Annotated in this window: 24 protein-coding genes; 2 read left to right on the top strand and 22 right to left on the bottom strand. The window is 73.3% G+C overall.

Features of this window, described 5'->3' with window-relative positions; all coding sequences use genetic code 11:
• Positions 1 to 134 precede the first annotated feature (134 nt).
• The 12 genes from C1701_RS20385 to C1701_RS20330 form a co-directional block, all read right to left on the bottom strand.
• On the bottom strand, positions 135 to 1,610 hold the full coding sequence (locus C1701_RS20385) for a sensor histidine kinase (protein ID WP_016699565.1): 1,476 nt from the start codon (positions 1,608 to 1,610) through the stop codon (positions 135 to 137).
• Complete coding sequence (locus C1701_RS20380) at positions 1,610 to 2,287, bottom strand: response regulator transcription factor (protein WP_016699564.1); 678 nt, start codon at positions 2,285 to 2,287, stop codon at positions 1,610 to 1,612. Before C1701_RS20380 ends, C1701_RS20385 begins: the two co-directional genes overlap by 1 nt.
• Before the next feature lie 40 nt (positions 2,288 to 2,327).
• Positions 2,328 to 3,368: a prolipoprotein diacylglyceryl transferase gene (gene lgt / locus C1701_RS20375; RefSeq protein ID WP_245588911.1), complete on the bottom strand. Its 1,041-nt coding sequence runs from the start codon at positions 3,366 to 3,368 to the stop codon at positions 2,328 to 2,330.
• A gap of 362 nt (positions 3,369 to 3,730) precedes the next feature.
• Positions 3,731 to 4,528: a tryptophan synthase subunit alpha gene (trpA, locus tag C1701_RS20370; protein WP_103056448.1), complete on the bottom strand. Its 798-nt coding sequence runs from the start codon at positions 4,526 to 4,528 to the stop codon at positions 3,731 to 3,733.
• Positions 4,528 to 5,805: a tryptophan synthase subunit beta gene (gene trpB, locus C1701_RS20365; protein ID WP_245588910.1), complete on the bottom strand. Its 1,278-nt coding sequence runs from the start codon at positions 5,803 to 5,805 to the stop codon at positions 4,528 to 4,530. The genes trpA and trpB overlap by 1 nt, the downstream gene beginning before the upstream one ends.
• Positions 5,806 to 5,843: 38 nt before the next feature.
• Positions 5,844 to 6,653, bottom strand: a complete 810-nt coding sequence (gene trpC, locus C1701_RS20360; protein WP_026420065.1) for an indole-3-glycerol phosphate synthase TrpC — start codon at positions 6,651 to 6,653, stop codon at positions 5,844 to 5,846.
• Between the two features lie 119 nt (positions 6,654 to 6,772).
• Positions 6,773 to 7,456, bottom strand: coding sequence for a Trp biosynthesis-associated membrane protein (locus C1701_RS20355; RefSeq protein ID WP_026420064.1), 684 nt, complete (start codon positions 7,454 to 7,456; stop codon positions 6,773 to 6,775).
• Positions 7,440 to 9,068, bottom strand: a complete 1,629-nt coding sequence (locus C1701_RS20350; protein WP_026420063.1) for an anthranilate synthase component I — start codon at positions 9,066 to 9,068, stop codon at positions 7,440 to 7,442. Before C1701_RS20350 ends, C1701_RS20355 begins: the two co-directional genes overlap by 17 nt.
• Before the next feature lie 68 nt (positions 9,069 to 9,136).
• Positions 9,137 to 9,496 (bottom strand): phosphoribosyl-AMP cyclohydrolase, encoded by a 360-nt coding sequence (gene hisI / locus C1701_RS20345; protein ID WP_026420062.1) that lies wholly within the window; start codon positions 9,494 to 9,496, stop codon positions 9,137 to 9,139.
• An 82-nt stretch (positions 9,497 to 9,578) separates the two neighbouring features.
• Complete coding sequence (locus C1701_RS20340) at positions 9,579 to 9,965, bottom strand: hypothetical protein (RefSeq protein WP_026420061.1); 387 nt, start codon at positions 9,963 to 9,965, stop codon at positions 9,579 to 9,581.
• Positions 9,962 to 10,735 carry an imidazole glycerol phosphate synthase subunit HisF gene (hisF, locus tag C1701_RS20335; protein ID WP_026420060.1) on the bottom strand — a complete coding sequence of 258 codons (774 nt, stop codon included), beginning with the start codon at positions 10,733 to 10,735 and terminating at the stop codon, positions 9,962 to 9,964. Before hisF ends, C1701_RS20340 begins: the two co-directional genes overlap by 4 nt.
• 192 nt (positions 10,736 to 10,927) lie before the next feature.
• A complete protein-coding gene (locus C1701_RS20330; RefSeq protein WP_103056447.1) occupies positions 10,928 to 12,115 on the bottom strand; it encodes an acyltransferase family protein in 1,188 nt (395 codons plus the stop codon).
• Between the two features lie 35 nt (positions 12,116 to 12,150).
• Between C1701_RS20330 and C1701_RS20325 the strand changes: the two genes are divergently transcribed.
• The gene (locus C1701_RS20325) at positions 12,151 to 12,882 is read left to right on the top strand and encodes a CPBP family intramembrane glutamic endopeptidase (protein ID WP_026420058.1); all 732 of its coding nucleotides are present in this window, start codon (positions 12,151 to 12,153) and stop codon (positions 12,880 to 12,882) included.
• A gap of 33 nt (positions 12,883 to 12,915) precedes the next feature.
• On the opposite strand, the gene priA is transcribed toward C1701_RS20325, so the two are convergent.
• From priA to C1701_RS20290, 7 genes are all read right to left on the bottom strand, one after another.
• Positions 12,916 to 13,665, bottom strand: coding sequence for a bifunctional 1-(5-phosphoribosyl)-5-((5-phosphoribosylamino)methylideneamino)imidazole-4-carboxamide isomerase/phosphoribosylanthranilate isomerase PriA (gene priA / locus C1701_RS20320; RefSeq protein WP_026420057.1), 750 nt, complete (start codon positions 13,663 to 13,665; stop codon positions 12,916 to 12,918).
• Positions 13,666 to 13,743: 78 nt separating this feature from the next.
• A complete protein-coding gene (locus C1701_RS20315; protein ID WP_026420056.1) occupies positions 13,744 to 13,953 on the bottom strand; it encodes a hypothetical protein in 210 nt (69 codons plus the stop codon).
• On the bottom strand, positions 13,950 to 14,579 hold the full coding sequence (gene hisH / locus C1701_RS20310) for an imidazole glycerol phosphate synthase subunit HisH (protein ID WP_337661845.1): 630 nt from the start codon (positions 14,577 to 14,579) through the stop codon (positions 13,950 to 13,952). The genes C1701_RS20315 and hisH overlap by 4 nt, the downstream gene beginning before the upstream one ends.
• Before the next feature lie 480 nt (positions 14,580 to 15,059).
• Positions 15,060 to 15,290, bottom strand: coding sequence for a DUF397 domain-containing protein (locus C1701_RS20305; RefSeq protein ID WP_337661844.1), 231 nt, complete (start codon positions 15,288 to 15,290; stop codon positions 15,060 to 15,062).
• Entirely contained in the window at positions 15,287 to 16,150 is an 864-nt protein-coding gene (locus tag C1701_RS20300; RefSeq protein WP_026420053.1) for a helix-turn-helix domain-containing protein, read from the bottom strand. Before C1701_RS20300 ends, C1701_RS20305 begins: the two co-directional genes overlap by 4 nt.
• 116 nt (positions 16,151 to 16,266) lie before the next feature.
• On the bottom strand, positions 16,267 to 17,220 hold the full coding sequence (locus C1701_RS20295; RefSeq protein WP_211237584.1) for a transketolase family protein: 954 nt from the start codon (positions 17,218 to 17,220) through the stop codon (positions 16,267 to 16,269).
• Positions 17,217 to 17,987: a thiamine pyrophosphate-dependent enzyme gene (locus C1701_RS20290; RefSeq protein ID WP_372493001.1), complete on the bottom strand. Its 771-nt coding sequence runs from the start codon at positions 17,985 to 17,987 to the stop codon at positions 17,217 to 17,219. Before C1701_RS20290 ends, C1701_RS20295 begins: the two co-directional genes overlap by 4 nt.
• Before the next feature lie 52 nt (positions 17,988 to 18,039).
• Between C1701_RS20290 and soxR the strand changes: the two genes are divergently transcribed.
• On the top strand, positions 18,040 to 18,501 hold the full coding sequence (gene soxR, locus C1701_RS20285) for a redox-sensitive transcriptional activator SoxR (RefSeq protein ID WP_026420050.1): 462 nt from the start codon (positions 18,040 to 18,042) through the stop codon (positions 18,499 to 18,501).
• Between the two features lie 618 nt (positions 18,502 to 19,119).
• Here the strand turns inward: soxR and C1701_RS27720 are convergent.
• The 3 genes from C1701_RS27720 to C1701_RS20275 form a co-directional block, all read right to left on the bottom strand.
• Positions 19,120 to 19,275, bottom strand: coding sequence for a hypothetical protein (locus tag C1701_RS27720; protein ID WP_169731699.1), 156 nt, complete (start codon positions 19,273 to 19,275; stop codon positions 19,120 to 19,122).
• 101 nt (positions 19,276 to 19,376) lie between these two features.
• A complete protein-coding gene (hisB, locus tag C1701_RS20280; RefSeq protein WP_026420049.1) occupies positions 19,377 to 19,976 on the bottom strand; it encodes an imidazoleglycerol-phosphate dehydratase HisB in 600 nt (199 codons plus the stop codon).
• Positions 19,973 to 21,097, bottom strand: coding sequence for a histidinol-phosphate transaminase (locus C1701_RS20275; protein WP_103056445.1), 1,125 nt, complete (start codon positions 21,095 to 21,097; stop codon positions 19,973 to 19,975). The genes hisB and C1701_RS20275 overlap by 4 nt, the downstream gene beginning before the upstream one ends.
• Positions 21,098 to 21,115: the final 18 nt, after the last annotated feature.

The raw sequence follows: 21,115 nt of genomic DNA, 5'->3' as shown, positions 1-21,115 counted from the left end.
CGGCCGGTGCCTGGCCCCGTGGTTCGCGCACATTCGGCACCGTCCCGGCGCCCGAACATCCCGGGCGACCCCGACGGCTCGGCCCGCGCCCGGCGACGCGGGCCGGGGTCCCCCACGCGCTCCGGCCGGCGACGTCAGGGCGTCCCGCCAGCCACCTCCCCTTCGACGGACCCGGCGGGCGCGCGCAGCGTGACCACCGCCGCCAGCCCGTGCTCGCCGGCGGGGCGCAGCTCGAACCTTCCCCCCGCCGCCGTGACCAGCTCGTGGCAGATCGCCAGGCCCAGCCCGGTCCCGGCGACGTTCTGGTGCCGGGGGGAACGCCAGAAGCGGTTCAGGGCGGCCGTCCGTTCGGCCTCGTCGAGACCCGTCCCGTCGTCGGTGACCTCCAGCCGCACCCATTCCGTGCCGGAGGCCGGAGTGGCCACCTCCTCCGAGCTGAGGTCGGCCAGCTCGGTCGGCTCCCGCACCCGGCGGGCCCGAACCGTCACCCAACTCGCGCCCGAGAGCCGAACCGCGTTGCCCACGAGTTCGTCGAGGACACCGCCCAACCCGCCGGGAGGCTCCAGGGCACCGAGGCCCCGCCCCGGGTCGACCTCCAGGCGGATGCCAGCCTGCCTCGCCTGCACCCGCCACCCGGGCTCATGGGTCGCGAAGAGGTCGTCGAGGGCCACCGGCTCGGCGTCGGTGGCGCTGTCGAGCCGGGTCGCGGCCAACATCGCGTCCAGCAGGCGCCCGAGGGCGGCCGCCTCGTCGACGGCGACCCGCTGCGCCTCCCTGGCGTCGTCGTCCCGCAGGTGCGGTTCCAGGTTCTCGACGGCCAGCCGCAGGCTGGCCAGGGGGTTGCGCATCTGGTGGGAGGCGTCGGAGACGAAGGCCCGCTGCCGTTCCAACGCGGTCCCCACCACGCCGACCATCGTGTTGAACGACGCGGCCAACCGCCGCAGTTCGGGCGGGCCGGTCACCTCGTCGGCGCGGGTGTCCAGGCGTCCCCGCGCGACGGCCGCCGTGGCCTCGTCGAGCTGGCGCACCGGTCGCAGCACCCAGCGGGAGATGGGCCAGGCCGCCAGGACCAGCCCCCCGAGGGGAACCAGCCCGACCAGCCCGAGCAGCAGCCACTGCCAGCCGATCTCCGCCCGCAACCCGCCCGTCGGGGAGGCCATCGCCACCACGGCGACCACCTCGCTGTCCCGGCCGACCGGTTCCACGACGTGCAGGGGTCGCGCCTGCCACGGCCAGAGGAGGGCGGGTGGCTCCGGTCGGTACCCGGCGAACGCCTGCCGCAGCTGCCCCGACAGGTCGTCCCCGTCGATCTCGTCGGCCGCCGGCCACGCGTCCCTGGACGAGAGCAGCACCTCACCGCCGGGTGCGAGGACCGCCACGGGGATGCCGTACAGGTCGTCGTAGCGGGCGATCTCGTCCCGCAGGGCCTCGATCCGGCCGGAGGACAGGGCGCTCTCGGCGAGCGAGGCGAACCGGCCGACATCGCTGAGGCGGTCCAGGTACACCTCCTGGGTCACCCGTTGGGCCACCACCGCGCCCAGGGGCACCCCGAGAGCGGCCATCAGCACGACCAGCAGCGGGACCAGGACGGCCAGCAACCGGCGCAGCACTAGTCGGCCCGCCCGCCGGGTGAGAGCCGGTACCCGATCCCCCGGACGGTGTCGATGCGCGCGGCGTCCCCGAGCTTCGCCCGCAACGAGGCGATGTGGGTGTCCAGGGTCCGGGAGGACGTCTCCCAGGCCGCCTGCCACACCTGGTCGAGGATGTGCACCCGGCTCACGACGGCTCCCGCCTGCGCCACCAGGAGGGCGAGCAGGTCGAACTCCTTGCGGGTGAGCGGCAGCGGGCCGGTGGGGGTGCTGGCCACCCGGGTCGCCGGGTCGAGGACGAGATCGCCGGCGCGCAGCGGCGCGGCGGGCGCGGAGTGCGCCCGCGCGGCGCGGGTCCGCCGCAGCACCGCCTCGATGCGCGCGAGCAGCTCCGCCGTCCCGAAGGGTTTGACCACGTAGTCGTCCGCGCCGGTCCGCAGGCCCCGAACCCGGTCGCGTTCCTCGCCGCGCGCGGTCACCGCGATGACCGCGACGCCGGGCCGCTCCCGGAGTCGGCGCAGCACGTCGATCCCGTCACCGTCGGGCAGTCCGAGGTCGAGCAGCACGACGTCGGACTCCGGCGCGGCGAGCGCCGCGGCGGCCGTACCGACCCGGTTCACCTCGTAGCCGGCGTGGCGCAACGCCACGGTCAACCCGCCCGCGACCCGGTCGTCGTCCTCGACGAGGAGGATTCGCATGACTGGGGATCGTAAGGCTCCGACGGCACGGCGCCGCTTCTCAGCTGGTCCCGTCTCCGTCCGAGCGGTCCGTTCCGCCGGCCGGGCGACGGGGTTGGCGGGGTTCGGTACCGGCGGGGCGGGCCGGGGTGCGAGGAGTGGCCGCGGTGTCCCCGTCCGCCGGGGCGTCCCCGGCTCCGGCCGGGACGTCCCCGTCATCGTCGGTCCGGGTGACGGCCAACACCGACGGGTCCTCCCGTCCCTTGGGGGCGACGAGCAGGTAGACCAGGGCACCGAGGAAGACCAGCGCCGCGACGTAGACGTTGACCCGCACCCCGAGGATCTCGGTTGCCTGGTCGGTCCGCATCAGCTCGATCCAGAACCGGCCCAGCGTGTAACCGGCGACGTAGAGGGCGAACACCCGGCCGTGGCCGAGGCGGAACCGGCGGTCGGCCCAGACGATCACGAGGGCGACGAGCACGTTCCACAGCAGCTCGTAGAGGAACGTGGGGTGGACGACCGCGATCGGGGTGTGGTCGATGGCCACTCCGTTCAGCGGGTCGTTCAGCCCGGTCGCCGGGTTCACCCGCTGGTAGATCTCCAGCCCCCACGGCAGGTCGGTCGGTCCACCGTAGAGCTCCTGGTTGAACCAGTTGCCGACGCGTCCGACGGCCTGCGCCACGATGATGCCCGGGGCGATGGCGTCCGCGACCACCGGCAGCGGTATCCCCCGCCGCCGGCAGGCGATCCACGCCCCGACCCCGCCGAGGGCGATCGCTCCCCAGATGCCCAGGCCCCCGTTCCAGATCGCCAGCGCGTCGAGCGGGTTGCGGCCGGGGCCGAAGTACTGGTGGTAGTCGGTGATCACGTGGTAGAGGCGGCCGCCGATCAGCCCGAACGGGACGGCCCACACCGCGATGTCGAGCACGGTGCCCTTCTCCGCGCCCCGGGCGACGAGCCGCCGGTCGCCCCACCACAGTGCGATGAGGATGCCGGCGAGGATGCACAGCGCGTAGGCGCGGAGCGATATCGGGCCGAGGTGCCACACACCCTGGTCCGGGCTCGGGATGTTCGCCAGGAACACGGTTGCCGTAGTGCTCACCGGACCACACTAACCGTCCACGTGTCCCCGGCGTCCGGCGGTGTGGTCGCGATCGCGCTGGCAGCGGGCGGTCCGGACGCGCGGTGGTCGGGGTGGCCGCGCAAGATCCCTCGGGAGCACCTCGGGTGCCGCCGTTCGGGTGATGGCGGGCCGCCGCCAGCGGCCCGCGACGGGTCGGGCGAGGCCGCCCCCGAGCGGACTCCACCGATGTCGCCGCCGCCGGCGGGCGCGTGGGTCCGCCCCGGCTGGTGGCGGCACCAGGCTGGTCGGGCGGCCGACGCCCCCGGTCAGCGGAGGGGCGGGGCTCGTCCCCGGCCGGTGGGCGCGGTCCTCCCGTGACGGGCCGCCGGGCAGCCGGCCGGTCAGCTGACCTGGCCCCGGACCCCGGCGGCGAGCTCCTCGGCCAGCGACCGGACGTCCGACCGGGCCCGCTCCTGGTCACCGCCGGCGCGCGCCACGAAGGCCGAGCCCACGATCACCGCGTCGGCGAAACCGGCGATCTCGGCCGCCTGCGCCCCCGACCGGACACCCAGCCCCACGCCGACCGGCAGGTCGGTGTGCTGCCGGGTGCGGCGGACGAGACCGGGAGCGTCGGAACCCACCTGGTCCCTGGCCCCGGTCACCCCCATGACGGCGGTCGCGTACACGAAACCCCGGCTCGCCTTCGTCGTCATGGCGATCCGCTGTTCGGTGGAGGACGGCGACACCAGGAAGATCCGGTCGAGGTCGTGGGCGTCGGAGGCCGACAGCCACGGCTCCGCCTCGTCCGGGATCAGATCGGGGGTGATCACGCCGAGCCCCCCGGCGGCCGCGAGGTCGCGGGCGAAGGCGTCCACGCCGTAGCGGTGCACCGGGTTCCAGTAGGTCATGACCACGGCGCGACCACCGGCGGTGGCGACCGACTCGACGAGCGAGAACACGTCCCGCAGCCGGAACCCGGCCCGCAGCGCGGTGTCGGCCGCGGACTGGATGGTCGGCCCGTCCATCACCGGGTCCGAGTACGGCACACCGATCTCGACCAGGTCACAGCCACCCGCGACCATCTCGCCCAGCAGGGCGGCGGAGTCCGCCACGGTCGGGTAACCGGCGGGCAGGTAGCCCACGAGAGCGGCCCGCCGCTCGGCCCGGCAGGAGGCGAACAGGGAATCCAACCGCCCCATCAGGCGTCCTCTCCGGGAAGCAGCCCGAACCACCGGGCCGCGGTGTCCACGTCCTTGTCGCCCCGACCGGAGAGGTTGACCAGGACCACGGCGTCCTCGCCGAGCTCACGGCCGAGGGTCAACGCCCCGGCCAGGGCGTGCGCGGACTCGATCGCCGGGATGATGCCCTCGGTGCGGCACAGCAGCTGGAAGGCGTCCATCGCCTCCGCGTCGGTCACGGGCCGGTACTCGGCCCGCCCGGTGTCCTTCAACCAGGAATGTTCCGGCCCGACACCGGGGTAGTCGAGACCGGCGGAGATGCTGTGCGTCTCCTGGGTCTGGCCGTCCTCGTCCTGGAGGAGGTAGGACATGGCGCCGTGCAGCGCGCCGGGCGAACCGGCGGTCAGGGTGGCGCCGTGCCGCCCGGTCTCCAGGCCCTCCCCACCGGGTTCCAGGCCCACCAATCGCACGCCCGGGTCGTCGAGGAACGCGTGGAACGCGCCGATGGCGTTGGAACCGCCCCCCACGCAGGCGGCGACGGCGTCCGGCAGCCGACCGACCCGGTCCAGGACCTGCGCCCGCGCCTCCAGTCCGATCACCCGGTGGAAGTCACGCACCATCACGGGGAAGGGGTGGGGTCCGGCGACGGTACCCAGCAGGTAGTGGGTGTCGGCGACGTTGGTGACCCAGTCCCGCATCGCCTCGTTGATGGCGTCCTTGAGGGTGGCCGACCCCGTCCGCACGGGGATGACCTCCGCCCCGAGCAGGCGCATCCTGGCGACGTTGAGCGCCTGCCGCCGGGTGTCGACCTCGCCCATGTACACCGTGCAGTCCAGACCGAACAGGGCGCAGGCGGTGGCGGTGGCCACGCCGTGTTGCCCGGCGCCGGTCTCGGCGATCACCCGGGTCTTGCCCATCCGCCGGGTGAGCAGGGCCTGCCCCAACACGTTGTTGATCTTGTGGGAGCCGGTGTGGTTGAGGTCCTCCCGCTTGAGGAGGACCCGGGCCCCACCGGCGTGCTCACCGAACCGGGGCGCGTCGGTGAGCGGCGACGGCCGCCCCGTGTAGTCACGGAGCAGTCGGCGCAACTCGTCGACGAAGGCCGGGTCGACCCGGGCCTTCTCGTACTCCGCATGCAGCTCGTCGAGGGCCGCGACCAGGGCCTCGGGGACGAACCGGCCGCCGTAGGGGCCGAAGCGCCCGCGCTCGTCGGGGTCGTGCCCGCTGGGGAGGGTGCTCGCGGGAGGGGCCGCGTCCGTGGTCCGCGCCGCTCCGTCGTCTCCGCTCACGTCACCCACCGTCCGTCCGTCTCCTGCTCCCTGGTGCGCGCCCGCCATCAGCGGCTGGGGCGGGGGCACGCCGGATGGGAACCGGCCGTCACCAGCTGGGTGACCGCCGCCCTCGGGTCACCGCTGACGACCAGGCCCTCACCCACGAGCACGGCGTCCGCGCCCGCGCCCGCGTAGGCCATCAGGTCGCTGGGGCCCCGCACCCCGGACTCGGCGACCTTGAGCACGTCGGCCGGCATGCCCGGCGCGATCCGCCCGAACACCTCGCGGTTGACCTCCAGGGTGTGCAGGTCGCGCGCGTTGATGCCCACCAGGCTGGCCCCGGCCTCCAGCGCGCGGTCCGCCTCCTCGGCGGTGTGCACCTCCACCAACGCCATCATGCCCAACGACTCGACCCGGTCCAGCAACGCGGACAGGGTGTTCTGGTCCAGGGCGGCGACGATCAGCAGCACGATGTCCGCGCCGTGCGCCCTGGCCTCGTGCACCTGGTAGGTGCTGACGATGAAGTCCTTCCGCAGCAGAGGGACGTCCACCGCCGCCCGGACGGCGTCGAAGTCCTCCAGCGATCCGCCGAAACGTCGCCGCTCGGTCAGGACGCTGATCGCCCTGGCCCCCGCCGCCGCGTAGGAGCTGGCCAGCTCCGCCGGGTCGGCGATCTCGGCGAGCTCACCCTTGGAGGGGCTGCGCCGCTTGACCTCGGCGATGACCCCCACACCCGGGGCCAGCATCGCGGACTTGACGTCCTTGGGAGGCGCGACCTCCAGGGACCGCCTCTTGATCTCCTCGAAGGGGACCGCGGACTCGCGTTCCGCCAGGTCGGCCCGCACCCCGTCGAGGATGGACTCCAGGACGCTCACGAGATCACCTCGTCGCCGTGCCCGTTCGTGCGCTCGATCACGCCCACTCCCCTCGCGCGCCGCTGGTTGTCGAGGATGCTAACTCCGCTCGCGGGCGACCCCCCGCACTGGGTGGACCATCACTCGCGCGCCGCGTCGTGCTGGTCGCGTGCGGTGGTCGGATCGTCACCACTGTCCATCGCCTCCCAGAGTTGGCGGTCGGACGGCGCCGCCGAGCGCCGGTCGGCGGGCGTGCGGTAGCGCCCGCCCAGCACGGGCAGCGCGCCGGAACGCAGGACCAGCGACAGCCCGCTGAGCACCAGGACGACGCCGCCCGCGCCGCCGAGCACCCTGCCCCACGGCGGGCCCCCGTCGCCGGGGTCGGCGACGGACATCGGGTCCACCGGGACGTGACCAGTGTCGCCGACCACACCGACAGCCGCGCCCGGATCGAAGGAACTCACCGACCAGAGGACCCAGATCCCGGCGAGGGCCAGCACGACGCCCACCCCTCGGCGCAGCCAGCCCCGGGTGCCGAGCACGGCCGCCACGGCGGCCAGGGACAGCAGCGCGACCGCGGCCAGTCCACCGACGGCCGCGGAACCCGGGATGTCCCCGGGCAGCCTGGCCTGCCCCGGCCGCCAGTCCGCGACGAAACCCCAGCTGAGCTGGTTGGCGCCCCACAGCAGGAGCGCGGCCGACACGAGGCCGGCCACCAGCGGCCACAGCCGACCGCCGCGCCGGCGGGCGGCGTCCTTGCTCGCGGGAGCCTCCGCCTGGGCGGGCCCCGTTCCCGAACCGCCGGGTTCAGACGCCCGCGACATCCGCCGCCGCCCTCGTCGTCGTCTCGGCACCGCCGTCCGTGCCCTCGCCACCCACGGGTCCCGGTTCGGCCAGGGTCTCGGCCGTGGCGATCGCGGAGAGGACGGCACCGGCCTTGTTCAGGCACTCGTTGTCCTCGGCCTCCGGGTCGGAGTCGGCGACGATACCGCCCCCGGCCTGCACGTAGGCCACGCCCTCCCGGATCAGCGCGGTGCGGATGGCGATGGCGGTGTCGGCGTCGCCGGCGAAGTCCAGGTAGCCCACCACTCCGCCGTACAGCCCCCGGCGCGTCGGCTCCAGCTCCTCGATGAGTTCCATCGCCCTGGGCTTCGGAGCGCCGGACAGGGTCCCGGCGGGGAAGCAGGCGGCGACGGCGTCGAAGGCGGTGCGGCCCTCGGCGAGTTCACCGCGCACGGTGGAGACGATGTGCATGACGTGGCTGTAGCGCTCGATGCGGAAGAAGTCGACGACGTGCACGCTGCCCGGGCGGCACACCCGGCCGAGGTCGTTGCGGCCGAGGTCGACGAGCATCACGTGTTCGGAGCGTTCCTTCTCGTCGGAGAGCAGGTCCTTCTCCAACAGCGCGTCCTCGTCCGGGTCGGCGCCCCGCCACCGGGTGCCGGCGATCGGGTGGGTCGTCGCGTGGCCGTCCCGCACCGTGACCAGCGACTCGGGGCTGGAGCCGACGACGCTGAACGGGCGCTCCACACCGTCCTCGTCGGGCGCGGACAGCCGCAGCAGGTACATGTACGGGCTGGGGTTGGTGGTGCGCAGCACCCGGTAGACGTCGAGGGCGTCGACGTCGGTCTCCACCTCGAACCGCTGGGACACCACGACCTGGAACGCCTCGCCGGCCCGGATCGCCTCCTTCGCGGTCTCCACCGCCGCGAAGTGCTCCTCACGGGACCGGCGGCGCGTGAAACTCGGGCGGGGGCGGCCGAACGCCGAGACCGTCGGCTCGGCCGGGGTGCACAGCAGCCGGGTCATCTCGTCGAGGCGGCGGACGGAGTCGGCGTAGGCGGCGTCGACGTTCTCCGGGCTGTCGTCCCAGTTGACCGCGTTGGCGATGAGGGTCACGGTGCCCTCGTGGTGGTCCAGCGCGGCGAGGTCGGTGGCCAGCAGCATCATCAGCTCGGGCACCTGGAGGTCGTTCTCGGTCAGTTCGGGCAGCCGTTCCAGCCGGCGCACCGCGTCGTAGCCGACGTAGCCGACCATGCCGCCGGTCAGCGGCGGCAGGCCTGGCAGCGGATCGGTACGCAGCAGCTCCACCGCCTCCCGCAGCACCGCCATCGGATCACCCCCACTGGGCAACCCGACCGGTGGGCTCCCGGTCCAGGTGGCCTGGCCGTCGACCACCGTCAACGCGGCGGGGCTGCGCACACCGACGAAGGACCAGCGCGACCAGGACTTGCCGTTCTCGGCCGACTCGAACAGGAAGGTCCCGGGCCGGTTCCTGGCGAGTTTCCGGTAGACGCCGACGGGCGTCTCCCCGTCAGCGAGGAGCTTGCGCACCACCGGGATCACCCGCCGTTGGACCGCGAGCTGCCGGAACTCCTCCCTGGTCGGGCTCACCGAACCAGTACCGCCACCGTGCACGCCAGCCATGCCGGCCATTGTGCCGCCGGACCGGGCCGTCACCCAAACCGGGTTTGGGCTCGGCGAACGCCCTGCCCGCGAGGCGCTCAGCCCGTCTCGGCGGCGAGCAGGAGCCCGTCGTCGAAGCAGGTGGCGCTGCCGGTGTGGCAGGCGGCGCCCGTCTGGTCGACGGTGAGCAGCACGGTGTCGCCGTCGCAGTCCAACCGCACCTCGTGCACGTACTGGGTGTGCCCGGAGGTCTCCCCCTTGACCCAGTACTCCCCCCGGCTCCGGGAGAAGTAGGTGGCGCGCCGGGTGGCGAGGGTGCGTCGGAGGGCCTCGTCGTCCATCCACGCCACCATCAGCACGGCGCCGTCCTCCCGGCGCTGCGCGACCGCGCAGACGAGACCCGCCTCGTTGCGCTTGAGCCGGTCGGCGATGGTGGGATCCAGCCGCGCCGAACTCATCGACGACCTCCACGTTCTCGGTGTTCGCCGCCCTGGAGGGGCGGCGTGGCCGGCGGCGCCCCGGTCGGGGCGGCCCCCGGGATCAGGCCAGTCCGCCGTACCGGCGGGCGGGCCCCGTGTTGAGCAGGACCAGCGTGTAGAAGGCGCTGGCGGCCAGCAGCAGACCGACCACGGTCAGCCACCAGGGTCCGTCGCTCATCGCCAGCAGCAGGTAGAGGAGCCCGGCCAATGTCGCCCCCGCCAGTCCCAGGGCGCGCAGCGACGGGCGGCCGGCGTAGATGCTCACCGAGGCGGCCAGCACCAGCATGGTGATCATGGTGGGCAGCAACATCACGTCGGAGCCACCCTCGGTCACCAGGCGCACCAGGCCCAGCACCAGGAACAACAGGCCCCCACCGGAGAGGACGCCGATGGCCACCCGCACCTCCAGTGGCGGACCAGCCTCGGTCGAGCGTTCCGCCCGGGTCATCGCACCGTCACCGCGCCTTCGCGCAGCGCGTCCTTGACCTGGCCGATGCGCAGCTCGCCGAAGTGGAAGACGCTGGCGGCGAGGACCGCGTCCGCACCGGCCCGCACCGCCGGGGCGAAGTGCTCCGGGGTCCCCGCGCCGCCACTGGCGATCAGGGGGACCGAGACCTCCCGGCGGACCGCCTCGATCAGTTCGAGGTCGAAGCCCCGTTTCGTGCCGTCGGCGTCCATCGAGTTCAACAGGATCTCCCCCACTCCGAGTCGTTCGCCGGTGGCCGCCCACTCCACCGCGTCCACGCCGGTGCCCCGGCGGCCCCCGTGGGTGGTCACCTCGAACCCCGACGGGGTGGGTGGCTGCCCGGCCGGGACCCGTCGGGCGTCCACCGACAACACGACGCACTGGGCGCCGAACCGGTGGGAGGCCTCCCGCAGGAGCTCGGGGCGGGCGACGGCGGCGGTGTTCAGGCTCACCTTGTCGGCACCGGCACGCAGCAGCCGGTTGACGTCCTCGACGCTGCGCACCCCGCCGCCGACCGTCAGGGGGATGAACACCTGCTCGGCGGTCCGGCGCACCACGTCGAAGGTGGTCTCCCGCTCGGAGGAGGAGGCCGTGACGTCGAGGAAGGTGAGTTCGTCCGCGCCTTCGGCGTCGTAGGCGGCCGCGAGCTCCACCGGGTCACCGGCGTCCACGAGGTCGGTGAAGTTGACCCCCTTCACGACCCGTCCCCGGTCCACGTCCAGGCAGGGGATCACGCGTACGGCGACTGACATGCGCCCAGGGTAGAGGCTGCCCCCTCCACGTCCGTCGACCGCCGGTCACCGCGCTCCGGTTCGGGCGGGCAGGGCCCGCGTTCTCCCCCGCCGGCCGGGCCGGCCACCACCTGGCCGAGGGCGCCGCCCCGTCCGCCCCCAGGTGGCCGGGCCGGCCAGGACGTCGCCCGTCCGGGGCTCCGGCGCCACGTCCTACCCGGGTCCCGGGGGGCGGGGTGGGATCACGGCGGGGCGCCGTTCGGTGCGATGCCGCATCCAGAACTTCCCGAACAGCGCGATCACCGGGAGGGTGAACAACAGCGGGCCCACCAGGGCCAGCGGGCGGCGGACCCACCACCCGGCGTCTGGCACGATCGCCTCCGGCACCGTGACGCCGAACACCCCCCACGACACCACCAGCCACAGGGCCATCCCGGTCGTGTGGAAGAGGAACAGCGGCAACGCGAACCGGTTGATGACGTCGTTGAACCGTCGCCAGCGCACGCCCTCGAGCACTCCCTCCATCCGGGGGCGGAGGGTCTCCACCACACCCATCTGGAAGACGAGCAGGGCCACGATGACGAAGGTCGGCGGCGCCATGTTCGAGAGCCGGTCGCCGGGGACGCCCACCATCGACCCCGGGTAGAGCCCGGAGAACACGAGCCCCACCAGGGCGAACAGCCCGGCCCACAACAAGGACAGGTCCAGTCGGCGGGAGGCGAGGACGAGGCGCCGGTAGAAGAAGCCGGCCTGGTGGGCCAGTCCCCACACCAGCACCATGTTCAGCCAGCCCAGCTCCTCCAGCCCGTAGCGGAACCGGAGGACGTCCACGCACATGGCCAGGCCGCCCAACCAGACGAGGGCGAGCACGTCGAAGCGGCGGTGCAACCAGAGCGCCACGGGGAGCAGGGCGATCAGCATGAGGTAGACGGCGAGGAACCACAGCGGGCTGATGACCATCAGCACCGCCTGGCCGATCCACTGGATGTCGAACAGCGCGCCGAGGACCAGTCCGAGCACGATCCACGTGAGCATCAGCGCGGCACCCGGGACGGCGAGTTGCCTGATCCGGCGCCAGACGAAGCCACCGAGTCCCGAGCCCCGCGCCTTCGCCCGCCGCCAGGACATCATGTGCACGTAGCCGCCGATGTAGAAGAACACCGGCATCACCTGGAGCAGCCAGGTGAAGATCCACAGCCCCGAGGTGAAACCGAGCGGGCTGGTGGCGACGGGGCCGTCGGGAGTCCAGATCAGGATGGTGAACGCCCAGTGCCACAACACCACCACCAGCAGGCTGAGAGCTCGCAGGAGGTCGACGTAGCGGTCCCGCTGGCCGGACGCGGTGAACTGGGATTCGTCCCCCGCGCCCGGAGCCTGCCCCACCCCGTCCGGCCCGACCATCGCTACCCTCTCCCCAGGTTCTCCGGCAGGATGGCATGACGATGGCGCAGGTCGGTTCCGATCCGGGGACGGCTCGGTGGTCCCGCCGCCGCGGCCTGTTCCTCGTGCTGGTCATGTTGGCCTGCTCGGTGGTGATGACCAACACGATTCTGCCCGCGACCGCCTACCCGTTCTGGAACGGGGTGGTCGCCGTGCTCGCCGTCGTCGTGGCCCGCCGCTGCGGCCTGAGCTGGCGGACGCTGGGCATCGGGTCCGATCTGGACCGGCGCGGGCTCCTCGTCGGCGCCGCCGCCGTGGCGGTGGTGCTGCTCGCGTTCGCCATCGCGCTGGTCGTTCCCGAACTCCGGCAGGCCTTCGCCGACGAACGCGCGGCCGAGGTCGGCACCGGGGCGATGCTGTGGGCGGTGCTGGTCCGCATCCCGGTCGGGACCGTCCTCCTGGAGGAGGTGGCGTTCCGGGGGGTCCTGCCCGCGTTGTTCCGGCCCGAGGGCCGCGGCTGGTGGCCGGCGGCCGCCCTGGCCTCGGCGTGCTTCGGCCTGTGGCACGTCCTGCCCTCGCTCGGCCTGAGCGAGGGCAACGACGCGGTGGGCGCGCTCTTCGGCGGTTCCACCCTGTTGACCAGCCTCACCGCGGTGCTGGCCACCTTCGTCCTCGGTCTGGTGCTGTGCGGCGTGCGGCGGCTCGGAGGCGGCCTGCTGGCGCCGGTCCTCGGACACCTGGCCAGCAACAGTGGCGCGTTCCTGCTGGCCTGGCTGCTGCACGCCTGACCGGGCCCGGTCAGGCGCCGCCACCGGAGCGGGTCAGCCTCGGACGGCGGTGTCCCGGACCGCGGCCAGCGCCGCCGGGAGGGTGAACGCGCCGGAGTAGAGCGCCTTGCCCATGATCGCGCCCTCCACACCGAGGTCGGCGAGGCCGGCCAGGGCGGTCAGGTCCTCGATGCTGGCCACGCCACCGGAGGCGACGACCGGCGCCGGCGTCCGTTCGCAGACGGCGCGGAGCAGGTCCAGGTTGGGGCCGGTGAGGGTCCCGTCCCGGCCCACGTCGGTGACGACGTAGCGGGCGCAGCCGTCCCGGTCGAGGCGTTCCAGCGCCTCCCACAGGTCGCCGCCGTCGCTGGTCCAGCCCCGGGCGGCCACCCGGTGCCCGCGTTCGGTGATGCGCACGTCGAGGCCGACGGCGATGCGGTCGCCGTGCTCGGCGATGGCGCGGGCGCACCAGTCGGGGTTCTCCAGCGCAGCCGTTCCGAGGTTCACCCGTCGGCAGCCGGTGGCCAGGGCGGCGCGCAGCGAGGCGTCGTCCCGGATCCCGCCGGACAGTTCCACGTCGATGTCAAGGCGCCCCACGAGGTCCGCGAGGAGCTCGCGGTTCTCACCCCGTCCGAAGGCGGCGTCCAGATCCACCAGGTGCACCCACTCGGCTCCGTCGCGCTGCCAGGCGAGCGCGGCGTCGAGGGGGGAACCGTACGAGGTCTCGGTACCGGCCTCACCGCGCACGAGCCGGACGGCCTGGCCGTCCACCACGTCCACGGCGGGGAGCAAGGTGAAAGTCACCGGGCAACCTTAAGGCCTGACGCGCCGCCGACGCCGGAGCGGTTCCCCGTACCGGCGCGCTGGGCGGCACATCGTGGCTCAGCGGTCGCGGTCCCGGTTGCGGCCGAACACCACGGCGGCGGGGACCGCGATCACCAGCAACAGCACGGCCAGCGCCTCCCACAGCGAGAGCCCGAAGTTGACCAGCACGGCCTGGCCGACGCTCGCCGTCATCACGACGATCAACAGGAGCGCGACGAACCTGGACCCCCTCCCGGGCCGCACGGAGCGGTAGCGGCGCCCGGTCACCGGAGTTCCCGCAACCAGTTCCGGAGTAGGACCGCGCCCGCGTCCGCCGACTTCTCGGGGTGGAACTGCGTCGCCCACAGCGGACCGTCCTCCACGGCGGCCACGAAGTCCTCGCCGTGGTGCCCCCAGGTGACCAGCGGTCCCGCGCCGCCGGTTCCGTCCGGCTCCCAGGTGCGGACGGCGTAGGAGTGGACGAAGTAGAAGCGGGTCTCCGGGTCGAGGCCGGCGAAGAGCCGGCTGCCCGCCGGCACGCGGACCGTGTTCCAGCCCATGTGGGGTAGGACATCCGCTTTCAGGCGCTCCACCTGACCCCGCCACCGGCCGAGCCCGTCGGCGGTGACCCCGTGCTCGACGCCGCGTTCGAAGAGGATCTGGAGGCCGACGCAGACCCCGAGGACGGGGCGCCCGTCGCGGAGGCGCCGGTCCACGATCTCGGCGCCGCCCACCTCGCGCAGCCCTCCCGCGCATGCGGCGAACGCGCCCACGCCCGGCACCACCAGGCCCTCCGCCTCGACGGCCGCGCGAGCGTCGGAGGTCACCGTCACCTCGGCGCCCGCTCGCTCCAACGCCCGCTCGACGGACCGGAGGTTGCCCGACCCGTAATCCAACACGACGACTGATGCCACGCGTCCAGGCTAAACCGTCGGGCCGGCTTGCCCACGGGCCGGAGTCGGGAGGAGGCGGGGTGTGACGGACGCCGCGCCGAGGGAGGTCGGCGGCGGCCATCGCCGGAGCGGGTCGGGCGCGAGTGGCCTCGGCGTCCCGTCCGCGTTCCGCCACCTCCCGCCCTGACCGGAGGGCCACACGCGGACGAGGCCCTGGTCAGCGGCCGGAGCGGCGGCGGCCCTGGCGGAACGCGGAAGGTGGGGACCACCTACCGCGGCTGATGCCCCGGGGCACCCCGCCTCGGGCGCCCCGCCTCGGGCGCTCCGCCCGTCCAGGGCCACCTCGGCCGGGCCCCGGACAGGTCACCACGCCCACTTGTTCACCGTGACGGCACCCGATCGGGGCCTTGGGACCCCGGATCCGCACCGCTCACGAAGCGTGCGGGTGCCTACCACCGATCCGAGTGAGATCCGCGCCACCGAGCTACCGCCAGCCGGCGCTCAGGGGGTGTCGTCGAACGAGCCCCGCCGCACGTTGCCCACGAAGCCCGACCACTGCGAGGAGGCGAAGACCAGTGCCGGCCCGCACGGGTTCTTGGAGTCCCGCACCCCGGCTTCCCCGGAGACGAACCGCACCTCCACGCAGGAGGAGTTGCCCGCGCTCCGCGTCGACTTGAACCAGGAGGAGCGCGCCGACCGATCGTGACGAACGGGGGACACCCGACTGGTCACAGCAGCTCCTTGGCGATCAGGCGGATGAGGGCTAACGAGTCGGCCGCGCTCAGGGCCAGCGTGGCGGCCTGCGAGTACGCCAGATCGTACTCGCGGACCCTCATGTAGTGATCGATCAGGTCCGTGGAGGTGACGGTCTCCTGCCAGACCAGCGTGGGTAACCGCGAGCTGGCGAAGTCGAGCAGGTAGAAGGTCGATCCGCCCAGCGCGTGGTAGGCGTCCGCGGTGAAGGGCACGACCCGCAGGTCGAGGGTGTCCGGGCAGGACTCGATCATGTCGACGAGGTAGGTGAGCTGGTCGGCCAGCACCCGGGGGCCTCCGACGTGTTGGCGGAGGACGGCCTCGTTGATCACCGCCGTGTAGTGGATGGGTGTGGGGCCGGTGAGCCGCTGTTTGCGCTGCATCCGCGCCTCGACCCGCCGGTCGACCTCCGCGAGCCGGATGTTGGGGCCCCCTCCCCGGATCACCGCGCGGGCGTAGTCCTCGGTCTGGAGGAGACCGGGCACCAGGCCCCCGTCGTAGGCGCGGCAGCTCTCCGCGCCGTGCTCGTAGCCGAAGAACCGGAGGAGGTCGTCGCTGAACAGGGCCGAGTAGGAGTTCCACCACGGGCGTTGGTTGGCGTCGCGCCGCAGCGCCGCCAGTTCCTCGGCCTCGTCGCGGTGGAACTCGTAGATCTCGGTCAACGCGGCCAGCCGTTCCTCGGCGATCTTGGTCTTTCCCCGTTCGACCTCCGAGAGGTAGCCCTGGGTGCACCCGCTGCGCTTGGCCACCGCCTGCGCCGTGAGCCCCATCAGCTCCCGACGTTCACGAAGCCGAAGTCCCAGTTCCCAACTTGCGACGGTGGGTGAGGACGGCGCCATCACGGTTCCTTCCTTCGAACTGTCGTGCGAATTGCCGCCGCCCACACAACCCCATCGGTGTAGCAGTGGCAATCAACCTCTTGGGCGATAGCCACTAGTGATATTGGCTGACGCCGTCACGGTCGGAAGAACTCCCGGGCGGCCAGCCCGATGCTCGTCGCGTCCAAGCCGTGCGCCGCCCTGTGCTCCTCGGGTGTGCCGTACGCGCGCAACTCGGCGTCCCGGGACACGCCCAGCGACCGGACGCGGTGGGGCACGGCCTCGAGCGCCGAGCCCACCCGGTGCGCGGAGGTTCCCGCCAGGTAAGGCTCGACCAGCATGACGTCGGCGTGCCGGGCACGACCGACCGCCTCGGCCAGGCCGACCGCGTCGAAGGGCCGGACGGTCGGGGTGTAGAGCACGGTGACGTCGAGGTCCCCGACGCCCTCGATGACCTGGTCGAGCACGGGGCCTACCGCGAGCACCACCCCCCTGTCCGAGCCTGACCCGCCCCTGACCTGGTGGAATCCGGCGCCGACCGGCATCGGCGTGGAGTTGGTCTGACCGGACAACCGCACGTAGACGGGGCCGTCGGAGTCGAAGGCGTCCCGCAACAGCGCGGGGACCTCGTCGGGGTGGCCGGGGACGTGCACCCGCCACCCCGGCAGCGTGTCGAGCAGGGCCACGTCCCCGGGTGCCTGGTGGGTGCGTCCCTCGCTGCTGGCGTCGAAGGAGGCGCCGATGCTGACGAGCACCGCACCCACCCCCTGGTGACCGATGCTGATCTTGAGCTGTTCGAAGGGCCGTTCCACCAGGAACGGGGTGTAGGAGTGGACCACGGGGCGGAGACCGGTCAACGCGAGGCCGCCGGCCACCCCGACCATGGCCTGTTCACGAATCCCGACGTTGAGCACGCGGTCCGGCCAGCGGGCCGCCGCCGGGGCGAAACTGTCCGCGCTGATGTCGGCCAGCACCACGGCCAGCCGGTCGTCGGTGTCGAAGCGGGCGGTGGTCGTCTCGACGAACACGTCGCGCATGGTCCGGGTGGGCCGCTCGTCGATCTCGCTGCTGGTGGCGGGTCGGGTGCTCATCGGGTCTGCTCCTCCGTCGTCGTGGCCGTGCCCTGGTCCTGGCTCTCGGAAGCGTCGTCGTCGTACGGTTCGACCTGGGCGACGACCACCGAGGGCCGCCCGTTCGAGGGCCTGGTGAACGCCGCGTACAGCGCGTCGTGGTCCCGTCCGTCCACGGTGGCCCCGTTCCAGCCCTCCCGGGTGAACCGGTCCTCGATGCCGCCTGGCCAGCCGTACGAGGCGGAGTCGTTGTCCACGACCACCGTGGTCAGCTGCTCCAGCCCCAGTCGACCGGCGACCGCGATGGCCTCGTGGTTGCTGCCCTCGTCCAGCTCCGCGTCCCCGGTGAGGACCACGACGCGGGAGCCGATGCCCCGGGCGCGCAGTCCCAACGCGGTGCCGACGCCCAGGGGGAGCCCGTGACCCAGGGAGCCGCTGCCGATCTCCACCCCCGGGAGCAGCATCCGGTCGGGGTGGTGGCCGAGGGGGGAGCCGAAGGACGCCCAGTCCGGGAACTGGTCGGCGTCGAGGAACCCCTTGGCCGCGAGCACCGCGTAGTAGGACATCGGACCGTGCCCTTTGGAGAGTAGGAAGCGGTCGCGCCCCTCGTCGTCGATCCGCTCGGGGCTGACGTCGAGGATCCGGTCGTAGAGGACCCAGAGGACGTCCAGGGTGGAGGAGGACGCGGAGTGGTGCTTCTCGTCGCCGGTCATCCGGCGGACGAGGGCTGGCAGGTCCGCGTACCCCCACCGCGTGGTGGTGGGGGTGGTGGGGTTCTTCATCATCATGACCCCAGCCTGATACCTCGACATTGGTTTAGGTCAAGGGTTAGGCTGTTTCATGCCCGCGAGCAGCCCCACCCTCAGCATCGGCGAGATCGCCCACCGCAGCGGAGTCCCCCACAGCGCCCTGCGCTTCTACGAGGACCGCGGCCTGATCTCCTCCCACCGCACCAGCGGGAACCAGCGCCGCTACGAGCGGTCCGTCCTGCGCCGGCTCGCCTTCATCCGTTCCGCGCAGCGGGTCGGTCTGAGCCTGGAGGACATCCAGGCGGCGCTCACCACCCTTCCGGAAGGGCGCACCCCGACCAAGGCGGACTGGGCGCGGCTCTCCCGGCAGTGGCGGTCCGAACTCGACACCCGCATCGACGGGATGGTGCGGCTGCGGGACCGCCTCGACTCGTGCATCGGCTGCGGCTGCCTCTCGCTGGCCACCTGCGGGCTGCACAACCCGGACGACGAGCTGGCCGCGCAGGGCCCGGGAGCCCCCATGCTGCGACCGTCACGCGAGGGTGGCCGCTGATCCACGAAAGGACGCCGACCAGCCGGGACGCGGCGGAGGTGGGTCGTGCGGCCGGGGTGGCAGGGGCGGACCGCGCGGAACATCGACCCCGGCGGGATCCCGCGCGTCCTGGCCCACGCACTCCGGCGCGACCCGGGAACGCTGGGGGTCTCCCCGGGCGCCGCGGGGTGGGTGTCGGTCGAGCCCCGGCTCGCGGGGCTTGCGGGACGAGGGCACCGGATCGACCGGCGCCCTGGACCGGGTTGGTCGGCGAGAACGACCGGAAGCGCTTCGCCGACGACGGGTCCGGCTCGTGGATGCGGGCGAGCCAGGGGCCCCCGGTGCCCCTCGACCCCGGCCTCACCTCCGCCACCCCCCACCGACGTCGTTCCACGGCACGACGGCGAAGTCCCCTGCCTCGATCCGCCGGGAGGGGCTACGCCCGGTGCGGGGCCACGCCGTGCGTCTCCCCTGACGAGGCGACGGCCGGGGCCGTCCGCACCGCGGGGGCGCACCCGTCGTGCTCGTCGTGGACGCCGGAGGCATGACCCGGGGCAGGCACGTGTTCCACCTCAGCGCCAACGGCGGGTGGCTGGTCTGCCGGTCACCACCCTGCCGTCGGCGACCAGGTGGCTGGGCTCAGCCCGTCCAGAGCACCGCTCCCGCGGCGGCGAGCACCGCGCCGACCAGGAGGACCACCACGCCCGCCCGGCTGGTCCGGCGCAGCGACCAGGCCCCTCCCAACAGGAAACCCGCCACCCCGAGCAGCACGATCGACACCCAGGTGAACTCCACGCGGAACCCTTTCTCGTCGTGACACGTCGTCAGCCGGCGCCCGCGCCGGGGCGGACCGTGGTAGCGGCGCGGGGCTCCCCCCGCGCCGTACCGGTGCTCGGTCAGAGGGCGCCCTTGGTGGAGGGCACTCCCCGCAGCCGCTCGTCCGGCTCGACGGCGGCCCGCAGCGCCCTGGCCACCGCCTTGAACTGGGCCTCGGTGATGTGGTGCGGATCCCGACCGTGGATCACCCGCACGTGGAGCGCGATCTGGGCGTGGAAGGCCAACGAGTCGAAGACGTGCCGGTTGAGCACGAAGGGGTAGTTCCCACCAATGGTGAAGGTGTTGTAGGTCTCCGGCTCACCGGTGTGCACGCAGTACGGCCGGCCGGACAGGTCGACGGCCGCGTGCGCCAGGGTCTCGTCCATCGGGATCCAGGCGTCCCCGAAGCGGCGGACCCCCTTCTTGTCGCCCCACGCCTCCCGGAGCGCCTGCCCCAGCACGATCGCGATGTCCTCGACGGTGTGGTGCGCGTCGATCTCGGTGTCACCGCTGGCCCGCACCCGGAGGTCGAAGGCCGCGTGGGTCCCGAGCGCGGTCAGCATGTGGTCGTAGAAGGGCACGCCGGTGTCGATCTCGACCTTCCCGGCGCCGTCGAGGTCGACCTCCACGTCGACCGAGGATTCCCTGGTGGTGCGTTCCACCCGCGCGATGCGGTTCACCGCTGGTCCTTCCCGTCTGCGGCCCCCTCGGCGAGACCCCTGCTCGCGGCGAGGAAGGCGTCGTTCTCCTCGGCCGTGCCCACGGTCACCCGCAGGTGCCCCGGGATGCCGACGTCACGAACGAGCACACCGTAGTCGAGGTAGGCGCGCCAGGCCGCGCCCGCGTCGGGGAAACGGCCGAACAGCAGGAAGTTGGCGTCGGAGTCCACCACGTCGAACCCGAGCGCCCCGAGCCCGTCGGCGACGCGGTGCCGTTCCTCGACGAGGGTCCGCACCGACTTCAGCGTCGCGTCGGCGTGGCGGAGCGCGGCGCTGGCGGCGGCCTGGGTCAGGACGGACAGGTGGTAGGGGAGCCGGACGAGCAGCAACGCGTCGACGACCGCCGGGGCGGCGGCGAGGTAGCCGAGACGCCCCCCGGCGAAGGCGAACGCCTTGCTCATCGTCCGGCTGACCACCAACCGGTCCGGGTACTCGTCGATCAACGACACCGCGCTGGGGGCGGAGGAGAACTCGGCGTAGGCCTCGTCGACGACGACGATCCCGGTGGCGGCGTCCAGCACGGTGCGCAGGTCGGCCAGCGGCACCGACTGCCCCGTCGGGTTGTTGGGGCTGGTGACGAACACGACGTCGGGCCGCCGGGAGCGCACGGTCTCCGCCGCGGCGGCCGTGTCCAGCGAGAAGTCGGCGCGCCGGGGCGCGGCGACCCATTCGGTGCGGGTGCCGGCGGCGATGATGGGGTGCATCGAGTAGGACGGCTCGAAGCCCAACGCCGTCCTGCCGGGGCCGCCGAAGGCCTGCATCAGCTGCTGGAGGATCTCGTTGGAGCCGTTGGCCGCCCACACGTTGCGGGCGTCCAGCGGGGTGGAGGTCGCCCGGGAGAGGTAGGCCGCCAGGTCGGCGCGCAGCGCCACGGCGTCCCGGTCCGGGTAGCGGTGCAGCTCGGCGGCGGCCCGGCCCACCGCCGCGGTGACGTCCGCCACCAGCTCGGCGGGCGGCGGGAAGGGGTTCTCGTTGGTGTTCAGCCGGACGGGCACGTCGAGCTGCGGTGCCCCGTAGGGGCTGCGGCCGCGCAGGTCGGGGCGGAGCGGCAGGGCCTCCAACCCGACGCGGGCACCGGGCACAGCGGAAGCGGGCGGCTC

Source organism: Actinoalloteichus sp. AHMU CJ021, from assembly GCF_002895405.1.
GTDB lineage: Bacteria > Actinomycetota > Actinomycetes > Mycobacteriales > Pseudonocardiaceae > Actinoalloteichus_B > Actinoalloteichus_B caeruleus.
The sequence above is the reverse complement of the archived record's forward strand: the minus strand, read 5'-3'. Positions and strand labels throughout refer to the sequence as shown.

Bases quoted from the DNA above. Each gene is read 5' to 3' on its own strand.
- C1701_RS20380 (WP_016699564.1), bottom strand. From the start codon at position 2,287: ATGCGAATCCTCCTCGTCGAGGACGACGACCGGGTCGCGGGCGGGTTG.
- trpA (WP_103056448.1), bottom strand. From the start codon at position 4,528: ATGGGGCGGTTGGATTCCCTGTTCGCCTCCTGCCGGGCCGAGCGGCGG.
- C1701_RS20355 (WP_026420064.1), bottom strand. From the start codon at position 7,456: ATGTCGCGGGCGTCTGAACCCGGCGGTTCGGGAACGGGGCCCGCCCAG.
- C1701_RS20350 (WP_026420063.1), bottom strand. From the start codon at position 9,068: ATGGCCGGCATGGCTGGCGTGCACGGTGGCGGTACTGGTTCGGTGAGC.
- hisI (WP_026420062.1), bottom strand. From the start codon at position 9,496: ATGAGTTCGGCGCGGCTGGATCCCACCATCGCCGACCGGCTCAAGCGC.
- C1701_RS20340 (WP_026420061.1), bottom strand. From the start codon at position 9,965: ATGACCCGGGCGGAACGCTCGACCGAGGCTGGTCCGCCACTGGAGGTG.
- hisF (WP_026420060.1), bottom strand. From the start codon at position 10,735: ATGTCAGTCGCCGTACGCGTGATCCCCTGCCTGGACGTGGACCGGGGA.
- C1701_RS20330 (WP_103056447.1), bottom strand. From the start codon at position 12,115: ATGGTCGGGCCGGACGGGGTGGGGCAGGCTCCGGGCGCGGGGGACGAA.
- C1701_RS20325 (WP_026420058.1), top strand. From the start codon at position 12,151: ATGACGATGGCGCAGGTCGGTTCCGATCCGGGGACGGCTCGGTGGTCC.
- C1701_RS20300 (WP_026420053.1), bottom strand. From the start codon at position 16,150: ATGGCGCCGTCCTCACCCACCGTCGCAAGTTGGGAACTGGGACTTCGG.
- C1701_RS20295 (WP_211237584.1), bottom strand. From the start codon at position 17,220: ATGAGCACCCGACCCGCCACCAGCAGCGAGATCGACGAGCGGCCCACC.
- C1701_RS20290 (WP_372493001.1), bottom strand. From the start codon at position 17,987: ATGATGATGAAGAACCCCACCACCCCCACCACCACGCGGTGGGGGTAC.
- soxR (WP_026420050.1), top strand. From the start codon at position 18,040: ATGCCCGCGAGCAGCCCCACCCTCAGCATCGGCGAGATCGCCCACCGC.